The following is a 6876-nucleotide window of genomic DNA, read 5'->3' as shown; positions in this document are numbered from 1 at the left end:
TGATTACTCATAATATTTATCTAAATAAGTAATACTCAATTTTTAGATTCATAGAGTCTGAAAAAATTTTGATTTACAATTATTAAAAATAGAAATGGGGAATATCTTTTGAAAGAAAATATCCAAATTCGTGAAGAACTTTTGGAAGTTATTGAACATTTAACTGATGAACAGTTAAATAAGAAGGTAAATAATGAAAAATGGTCAATTATGCAAGTTCTTGAACATTTATACATAATGGAATCTAAATTAGTAAAGCTAATGACACGTACATTTAATGAAGCACCTAGTGAAGTTATTCAAGATAAGCCAATTCACCTAGCGACTGATCGTACTAAAAAAATAACCTCTCCACCTCATTTTGAACCAACTGATCAATTCATTACTAAAATGGAAATGACTGAGAAATTGAACCAATCTAGAAAATCACTACATGAATTTGTTGAACTAACTAAAGTTCATAAATTGGATGATAAAGGCATGCCACATCCGATTTTTGGACAAATCAATTTAAAACAATGGATTCCTTTTATAGGTGTTCATGAAAAACGTCATATTGAGCAAATTAGAGAATTAAAAAACGAACTATTTATTAAATAGACATGATTCTTTGAAGTTGATTCTAGCTAAGTTTTACTAAAACCTCTCAACGATATGAAAAAGAGCTTACAATGCGTAAGCTCTTTTTTATATTGAAGAAATTACCTCTAATTCTTTTTGGTAAAGACTAAGTATTTGATCTTTATGTACTTCTAACTGATTTGACACTTGAGAAATTGAATAGCCGATAAATAATGGCGATACAACAAATCTAGGAATAATTTTACAAATAATTTTCCCCTTCCATTTATAAAAGAATAAATTATAGCTTTGAAGTCCTTTATAAAAATGGTTGAGTAAATAATGTGTAACCGTTTGTAGGTAGACGGCCATTTGTGGAATAAATTTCTGATCATCAATAAGAATATTGAATTCTCTAAATCCCATAATTGGATGAGTAGAAATGTTTAATTCATAACCTTTACCCGACGAAATTATTATCCCCTCGAAATACACATCTGTTACTTTTTTGCTGTAATCAATATTTTTCAAGCCAACAATTTGCATATGCGGATGACTTAGTGTTCCCCCTGATAATGGGCCATGATTTTTATATAAAATAACAGTTTTGTATTCTCCTGTCGATTCCATTTCATCCCATTTATCAATTGCAAAGGCTAGTAATTCTGTCAAATGTGTTAATGAATAACTCGAAGGATCTCCTTCACAATCATCGCTTTCAATAATAACAGTTTGAAAAGTATCTTCTAATGTTGGAAATTTATTTTTCAAATAAATGATCGAGCCAGATGTATCGATAATATCCGTTAAGTTTCCACGATCACAGAATGGGCATTTAACTTCTTTATTTTTAATACTATCAGGTTTTTTAACGCCTATATCCATCTTAAATTGTAAGACCTCATTTTGAATATCCATTACGGTTTCCCCTTTGAAAAAAGTATATTAACCAATGTCTTTAATTTAATAACGCCTTTAATTCTTCTCCTATTTTTAAATAATAATCTAAATGCTGTTTTCATTTATTTTCATTTGTATTGATTAAATTTGAAGTCTTTCGATAAAATCCCTAATTTATGCACCCAGATAGCCAAAGTAATGAAGAAAGTCGATCAATATGCTCTGTTCCAATCTGAAAATGCTCACTAAATTTATTCATAAATTTTTCAGTTAAATTCTTTGACCTGTCGTTAGATGTCTCACTTGATTTTGAATACCATTTAATTATCCATGCTAACCCCTCAATTCGATCAACATAAGTAATCGATTCAAAATCAACTATTCCTTTTATAGTTTGATCCTCAATATCCCAAATAATATTTAGTGGATTCAAATCTGACTGAATAATAAATTCAAATTGATCAGTTTGTGCATTGTTTATATGAAGTTTTGTTAATTCTAAGTATTCACTTAGTAATGTCTTATTTTCTTCCAAAATTTCTGTTGAATTTAATTCAACAATAAGACTATTCACAAAACCTTCATATGCAATTAAATGTGATTTTTTAGGAAAAGAATTTGATTTAAATCGAGCCGCTGTCTCATGAAAACCAGCTGCCATCATTCCAACTTTTTCGGTAATCATATGATTAAAGTTATTAATATGTATTCCATCTATCCATTTAAATAATATAAAACGATACGACTGATTATCAATTAAAACGCTCAAAAAACGTTCATTCATTCTAGATTTAACAATCTGCATAAATGGAATTCTATTTTCAACTAAAAATTCTGTGAATATTATTTGTTCTTCAATAATTTTAACTGAATCATTATTTGAGCGATGTATACTAATAAATCTAGCTGAATAAGCGGTGTTGTTAACTAAAATTTTAAAATGTTTATCGTTATGCCATTTTTGTATGTTAAAGTCCTTTACAATCTCAATTGAATGAACTGATAATGGAAATTGTTTTAGTATGTTTATTATTAATTTTTCCATCATTTAAATCCTTTCAAATCAAATATATTTATTTTAAACTTAAAAGAATTCAATAAAATATAAATAATTCCTTTAAAATAAATTTAACTTATTGAATTTCAATTAAAATCTATAGTAGTGATAATAATCTTTATTGAATAAACAAATTAAATAAATCTAAATCTAATTTAGTGACTTAACATAGTATCTTTTTCGACTAAGTTTCAAATACTAACAACGATATTCAAATGAATATCAAAGATATCCTAAATTATCTTAGAGGTGAATCAAACATGACATTAAAAAATCATTTAGATCCTCATTCTCAAAAATTTTACCACAATTGGACTAGACCTAAACATGCTAAATCACAAGTCAATGGACATACTATGGAGTCTCAAAACACGATCATTTTAAGAAGCAATGCTAAGGCACATAGATGGTAAAAATGGATAATTAAGGAGCAGGAAGACATTTAGATGTCTTCCTTTCTTTTATCAAATAAAAACTAGCCATGACAATTGCCACGGCTAGTAAAACAATCATTATTTATTTGTTCCATGTTGCTTAGTCGGTAATTTTTCGTTTGGTGTTCCATTACCTTGGTGTTCTTTATTTTTTTGGTCTTTTCTTTGTTTTTCATGTAATTTTTCGACAAATTCATGTGTATCTTCCATTTTTTAATCCTCCTTAGTAAAGAATCTAAATGTTACTTTTACCAATTAGGTAGGAAAAAATTCATATTAGCGTGATTTAGAAGTTACATAAGAATTTGTAACAAAAATAAAACAGACCTTACAATCAAGATTGTTTGAGCAATTCCAAATAAGAACCCTGTTATGAAACGTAAGAAATTATTGCTTTCTCTCCATTTCCATTTTTGTGTATACCCATCAATTAATAACGGTGTCATTAAAATAGGAATGTACCACCAAAATATATATGATGAGATCATAAATAGAAAGGGAAGAAACAAATAACCCATAAGTATGGCAGTACACCTTGCACAAAGTGGAAAAGTATAAAAACCTATATGAAACGACCTTTCTTGCTTACGATGACATGGAATCCAATTTAAAATCAAAAATAATCCCCCTATTAGCTTGGACAATCTGGGCTACAATCACAATCAGGTGCACAATCCGGTGTGCAATCAGGCATGTGATGATGACAATTAGGAATATCACAATTAGGGATGTCACAATCTGGTATAAAACCAAAATCACCGCAATCACACCAATCGAATCCCCTATTCTGTCTTCTCCGCTCATAGTAAATAATCATAATAATTCCAAAAACGATACTTGCACTAATCAAAATTAGTCCTTTTACTAAAAAGCCTTTTATAATTAAAACAATTCCTAAAATAAGAAGAATGAAAAAACCACTGATTAAGAAAAAGACCAACTTTACCACTCTTTCTTAAAATTAATGAAAGACTAACCTGATGTTAGTCTTGTTCTTAGTAACAAACATGCTAATTATATCCTACCTATAAATCCTTCTATTTTGAACGTTGAGTCGCTGCACCGATTAAAATAAAAATGGCTGATAGAATATGCATAATCATACCTAATATTGGAATCCATGCAAGACAAGAAGTTACAATCCCAAAAATATTTCCACTCGCAGAGACTCCGGCTTTTTTCGCTAACACGAGTGTAATAATGTGGAGGACTAAAGCTATAAATAATGGCGTATAACCAAAACCAATAACGATTGAACCACCTAAAACAGGTATGCCGAGTAATGCTTCAAAACCACCCGAAATCCATTTCATATTTTTTACGTTAGATCTCATATAATCTCCTTTTCACCATAAAAATGTTAATTTTTTCTAATAAATCCTATTGTATTCGATAAATTCTTTTACGGATAGTTTTTATTATAAATTCCATTTAAATTCAGTCTAAAGAATGAGAATTTCAGATAGTGTAAAAATTAAAAAGCAAGAGACAAAAACTGTCTCTTACTTTTTAATTAGTTATATTGTTGTAAAAAAGCCCTAAGCGAATTTGCAATTGATTGCACATCTTTGAGTTGCTCATTTTTAAAGCTAAGGGATGTTTTCTTTTCATCTAATCCCAATGACTCTTGTAGTAAACCTGTTAAACCACGATATGAACCAGCTTTATCTACTGCTACCACCATAAACAGTCCATCTTTATTCGGTTCGATCATACATTCAATTTCATCAAATCGCCATTCCCTTTTAGAGCTTGGAACAAACTCCCACTCTTGATAGAATCGACCATTTTGAGCCTCCACCTCAACCTGACGTAAACGGAAGCCCAAAATTTTAAATGCTTCTACAAAGTTTGCTAATTCTTCATGTGCATGAACCTTTAAGAAATCAGTATCTGTTGGGTCTATACTTAAATCGATATCTAAATCAGTCTCAATCCAAACTTGGCCATGTCTTAATGTAATCGGTGTGTAAAATGGCAATTGGAACGAAAAAGGAATTACTTTTTCTTCATTGGCTTCAATTTTCATTTTGCCGGATACACGTTCTTCATGTAATTGAATTTTAACGTTTACCTCATCGTCTCCACTTTTCTTTTTAGCGTAAGACTTTAATTTAAGCCCAATATGATTAATTTCTTGTGCAACTGAACCACCTTTAATTTCAACTACACCTTCAACATTTTTTCCTGGATATAAATCTTTAGTATGAATAATTGTATCTACCGAAGCTGCTCCAATTCCTAGTCTAGCTAGTACTTTTTTAAACATCAGATCCCCTCCAAAAAAATTACTACATTTCCATTATATAGTAGATTACCATTCTTGAATAATCTAAATTTAGTAATTATTCCCTTCTATACATTTCGTATAAAAGAAATAATTATGAAACTTATGAAAGTAGAATTAGTAGACAAGTTATTAATAGGATAAGCATATTTTATAATATGAAATTATTTTTGGAGGTGTCTTATGCACTTTATCTTTATTAAGAAAAAATGGTTATTAATTTGCTTTCTCCTTGTAGTGATTGGATTAAGTGGTTGGTACTACTTAACTCCAAATTCAGTTCAAACTGCAGTAGAGCAGCAGCACGTAAAAACAATAGACATCGATATGATTACAGCCGAATTCAGTACAAAGCTAGATGATGGAACGGAAATTGAAGCTTATAGATGGGATCCAGGTACGATAGTTGTTGAAAAAAACCAAAAAGTAAATTTAAAAATTCATGGAATAAACGGAAAAGAACATAGTTTCCATATCGAAGGAACAAATATCACGGGTGTAGTTGTCAAAGGTAAAACGACTGAAGTACCTTTATTCTTTAAAAAAGAAGGTACATACCGATTAATTTGTGATACACATTCCCATGACGGGGCACCGATGATTGGTTATATTGTTGTAGATTAATTAATTATTTAATAGAAGAAGCAAGTAAACCAATCTGGCTTAAATGGACAACCAATTGTATTTAATGAAAAAAAGATAGTAAAAATAGTCTAGTTTACTAAATTTACTATCTTTTTCCTGTTCTTCTTTATTTAATTGATACTCTACGTTCATTTTTACCCTTTTTTAAAGTAATTTGTTTACTCCAAGTACCTTCCATTGGCAGTTCCAAGCTCACTTCATAAATACCTGTATTTATTTTCTTCATACTCGCTTCAACGTGATGATTCATACTTTTCATTTCCATTTTAAAATTAATCGAATCAACATCTACTTCTTTTCCTTCTGAATCTACTAAATTTACTTGATACACATTTGTATGGTTTTTATTTGTTAATTTTTTTTCGTTAATTGATAATTGAATATGATCTAAAAAAGGGCTCGATTTAACTTCAGCCTTTTTTCCACAACCAGAACAAACTAGTAAAATACATAACATAGTTATGAATATGTAAAAGAATTTCTTCATTAACATCACTCCTTTTTAGAAAAATTCTCACCTTTACTTTACTTAAAAAGGTTAATTAAATTTGTAATAAAAATGTGAAAGCATAAATTAAAAATAAATTATTGTAATCTCATCATACAATTAAGCTTTTTCAACATATAATTGAACGTTATAACTCAAACAACTAAAGATCCTACATAGGGAGGAGTTTAACTTAATGTTCTTAGAATGGGCTAGCATTGTCTTAACTGTTCTACTTTCATCATATGTCATCTTAATCGCAAATAGAAAAAAAGAAAAACTTTCTTGTACAGCTGGAAAAATGATCAGTATGACGAATTCAATGATGACAAGTGTCACCGTAGGTACAATCTTTGGTATTTTTTTTCGGAATACAGATTTAACGATTCCTACAATTATTTCAATGACTGCAGGCATATTAATAGGATACTTAACAGGTAAACCTTTATCATTAATGGCTGTACTAGAAGGTATAACTGCGGGAATTATGGGTGGAATGATGGGA

The 6876-nt window shown here is 29.5% G+C and carries 11 protein-coding genes and 1 pseudogene; 4 read left to right on the top strand and 8 right to left on the bottom strand.

Going from position 1 to position 6876, the window contains the following annotated elements; translation table 11 throughout:
* Positions 1-108 precede the first annotated feature (108 nt).
* A complete protein-coding gene (locus CN514_RS20950) occupies positions 109-600 on the top strand; it encodes a DinB family protein (RefSeq protein ID WP_176526011.1) in 492 nt (163 codons plus the stop codon).
* Between the two features lie 87 nt (positions 601-687).
* On the opposite strand, the gene CN514_RS20945 is transcribed toward CN514_RS20950, so the two are convergent.
* Together CN514_RS20945 and CN514_RS20940 are read right to left on the bottom strand one after the other, a co-directional pair.
* A complete protein-coding gene (locus tag CN514_RS20945) occupies positions 688-1473 on the bottom strand; it encodes a DUF4931 domain-containing protein (protein WP_483295025.1) in 786 nt (261 codons plus the stop codon).
* Positions 1474-1630: 157 nt separating this feature from the next.
* The gene (locus CN514_RS20940) at positions 1631-2506 is read right to left on the bottom strand and encodes a phosphotransferase (protein ID WP_176526010.1); all 876 of its coding nucleotides are present in this window, start codon (positions 2504-2506) and stop codon (positions 1631-1633) included.
* Between the two features lie 272 nt (positions 2507-2778).
* Between CN514_RS20940 and CN514_RS20935 the strand changes: the two genes are divergently transcribed.
* Entirely contained in the window at positions 2779-2931 is a 153-nt protein-coding gene (locus tag CN514_RS20935; RefSeq protein ID WP_069032114.1) for a YpzG family protein, read from the top strand.
* 99 nt (positions 2932-3030) lie between these two features.
* Here the strand turns inward: CN514_RS20935 and CN514_RS20930 are convergent, their stop codons facing one another.
* The 5 genes from CN514_RS20930 to CN514_RS20910 form a co-directional block, all read right to left on the bottom strand.
* Entirely contained in the window at positions 3031-3162 is a 132-nt protein-coding gene (locus tag CN514_RS20930) for a DUF4023 domain-containing protein (RefSeq protein ID WP_056466015.1), read from the bottom strand.
* Between the two features lie 83 nt (positions 3163-3245).
* Positions 3246-3569: a DUF2085 domain-containing protein gene (locus tag CN514_RS20925; RefSeq protein ID WP_098234242.1), complete on the bottom strand. Its 324-nt coding sequence runs from the start codon at positions 3567-3569 to the stop codon at positions 3246-3248.
* Positions 3570-3583: 14 nt separating this feature from the next.
* A complete protein-coding gene (locus CN514_RS20920) occupies positions 3584-3892 on the bottom strand; it encodes a hypothetical protein (protein ID WP_098234241.1) in 309 nt (102 codons plus the stop codon).
* 97 nt (positions 3893-3989) lie between these two features.
* Positions 3990-4286, bottom strand: coding sequence for a hypothetical protein (locus CN514_RS20915; protein ID WP_098234240.1), 297 nt, complete (start codon positions 4284-4286; stop codon positions 3990-3992).
* Positions 4287-4465: 179 nt separating this feature from the next.
* Complete coding sequence (locus tag CN514_RS20910) at positions 4466-5221, bottom strand: sporulation protein (protein ID WP_098234239.1); 756 nt, start codon at positions 5219-5221, stop codon at positions 4466-4468.
* A gap of 201 nt (positions 5222-5422) precedes the next feature.
* On the opposite strand from CN514_RS20910, the gene CN514_RS20905 reads away from it, so the two are divergent.
* Positions 5423-5863 (top strand): cupredoxin domain-containing protein, encoded by a 441-nt coding sequence (locus CN514_RS20905; RefSeq protein WP_069032110.1) that lies wholly within the window; start codon positions 5423-5425, stop codon positions 5861-5863.
* Positions 5864-5990: 127 nt separating this feature from the next.
* On the opposite strand, the gene CN514_RS20900 is transcribed toward CN514_RS20905, so the two are convergent.
* Positions 5991-6371 (bottom strand): FixH family protein, encoded by a 381-nt coding sequence (locus tag CN514_RS20900; RefSeq protein WP_176526009.1) that lies wholly within the window; start codon positions 6369-6371, stop codon positions 5991-5993.
* A 196-nt stretch (positions 6372-6567) separates the two neighbouring features.
* Here CN514_RS20900 and CN514_RS20895 point away from each other — a divergent pair.
* Positions 6568-6876: pseudogene (locus CN514_RS20895) on the top strand (cupredoxin domain-containing protein); the annotation flags it as partial.

The sequence above is a fragment of the Bacillus sp. AFS001701 genome, assembly GCF_002559405.1.
GTDB lineage: Bacteria > Bacillota > Bacilli > Bacillales > Bacillaceae_G > Gottfriedia.
This window is presented reverse-complemented; position numbering and strand designations above follow the sequence as displayed.

What these genes read in the sequence shown, in the direction of transcription:
- CN514_RS20935 (WP_069032114.1), top strand. Translation starts at nt 2,779, where the DNA reads ATGACATTAAAAAATCATTTAGATCCTCATTCTCAAAAATTTTACCAC.
- CN514_RS20905 (WP_069032110.1), top strand. Translation starts at nt 5,423, where the DNA reads ATGCACTTTATCTTTATTAAGAAAAAATGGTTATTAATTTGCTTTCTC.
- CN514_RS20930 (WP_056466015.1), bottom strand. Translation starts at nt 3,162, where the DNA reads ATGGAAGATACACATGAATTTGTCGAAAAATTACATGAAAAACAAAGA.
- CN514_RS20910 (WP_098234239.1), bottom strand. Translation starts at nt 5,221, where the DNA reads ATGTTTAAAAAAGTACTAGCTAGACTAGGAATTGGAGCAGCTTCGGTA.
- CN514_RS20900 (WP_176526009.1), bottom strand. Translation starts at nt 6,371, where the DNA reads ATGAAGAAATTCTTTTACATATTCATAACTATGTTATGTATTTTACTA.
- CN514_RS20940 (WP_176526010.1), bottom strand. Translation starts at nt 2,506, where the DNA reads ATGGAAAAATTAATAATAAACATACTAAAACAATTTCCATTATCAGTT.
- CN514_RS20915 (WP_098234240.1), bottom strand. Translation starts at nt 4,286, where the DNA reads ATGAGATCTAACGTAAAAAATATGAAATGGATTTCGGGTGGTTTTGAA.